The following is a 1,428-nucleotide window of genomic DNA, read 5'->3' on the forward strand; positions in this document are numbered from 1 at the left end:
GGGAATCCCGGCGCGGTTCAATACTGCTGATCCTGATCATTTTGCTCGATATCTTTCTGACGGTGCTCTACGCTCGGATCGGCACCAGCCTCATTGGGTCCAGGGTCGGGCGGCTGGTCTGGGCCTCCGTCGTCAAAGCCTCAAAGGTTTTTGGCTCCAGACAAGGAGTCGTTCTGTCCTTCTGCGGTCCGGTCAGCCTCGTGCTGCTGGTTGGGGTCTGGGCTCTCGGGCTGACGCTCGGAGCAGCTTTGATCATGCACCCGGAACTCGGCACGTCCATCCGCGCCACCAACGGCGAGACGCCCACTGACTTCGTCACCGCAATGTATGCCGGCGGCACCAGCATGGCCATCGTCGGCGCGAGCGACTTCACCCCGCACACGAGCCCGACACGGCTGCTCTTCCTGTTCAACTCGCTGATCGGGATGTCGGTGATGTCGCTGACGCTGACCTATCTGATGCAGGTCTATACAGCGCTTCAGCGGCGCAACGTGCTGGCCAAAGGCCGTTGCCGTCAGACCGGCCGGCTGAAGAACGCGCTCGCGCAACAAATCCTCGTATGGGCGCTTCGCAGCCGAGGACAGGGCCGCAGCGAGGAGGTCGAAAGCGACGTTCGAGTACTGCGCACCGGTTCCCGGCGTGAACAGCAGCCGGTCCTGCTTCAGATGGGCGATGAACGCCTCCTTGGTGAGGGTCCGCATTGGATCGTCCGGCGGGCTCGGCGGGCGTTCGATCTCGCGCGGCAGGCCACTGGTGTGGGTGACGAGGTCGATCAGCCGGATTGGCCGACCATCCCGTGTCGGAACAGGGACGTCCCAGCCGAGGTGCTTGTCGAGTGGATCCGTCAGCCGCACTGTGCCGTCGGCCACTAGGCTGGCCAAGACCATGCCTGTGAAGACCTTTGTAATCGACCCCACGCGCATCAGGGTGTCGCCGTTGGGAGCTTGGTCGACGCTATCGCTGATCCGCCCGAAGCCGGCAACGGCGGTCTCGCCTTTGCGCACGGCCCCGATGACGAGGCCGGGAACCCCAGAACTGAAGTAGAGGACCGCGCCCGTGAAGTTGACGCTCTCCTCAAGGAGCGGGTCCCGTGCCTTTGCGGGGGAGGCCAGACTGATAGCAACAGCGGCAACAGCGATGGAGACCCACAGCCTCATGGCAGCATCCTCACATTTCGCGTGCAGCCACGTTAGCCGATACTTGCCGCCTAAATTTGGGCGGAGGGTTGGACCTATCCAAATTGCCAAAACATGCCTTTGTGAAAGGTCGGCCAATGTGAAGGTTTTCGGAGTGCGCCGGGAGACCGGCAAGGAGTAGAGGGTGCAAGTCCCTGACGATGAAGGAGTAGCGATCCACGTCGACCCCGAGCCGTGCGCAGACGTCCGTAAGGACGCCGGCGAAGCGTCGGCAGGGGAGTGCACAGGCCAG

At 63.0% G+C, this 1,428-nt stretch carries 2 pseudogenes; one reads left to right on the forward strand and one right to left on the reverse strand.

The window, feature by feature from the left end:
* Positions 1–323 precede the first annotated feature (323 nt).
* Positions 324–413: pseudogene (locus BN1233_RS50780) on the forward strand (hypothetical protein); the annotation flags it as partial.
* A gap of 72 nt (positions 414–485) precedes the next feature.
* On the opposite strand, the pseudogene BN1233_RS45895 reads toward BN1233_RS50780, so the two are convergent.
* Positions 486–1,157: pseudogene (locus BN1233_RS45895) on the reverse strand (serine hydrolase); the annotation flags it as partial.
* Positions 1,158–1,428: the final 271 nt, after the last annotated feature.

This window comes from Microvirga massiliensis (assembly GCF_001006805.1).
Taxonomy (GTDB): domain Bacteria; phylum Pseudomonadota; class Alphaproteobacteria; order Rhizobiales; family Beijerinckiaceae; genus Microvirga; species Microvirga massiliensis.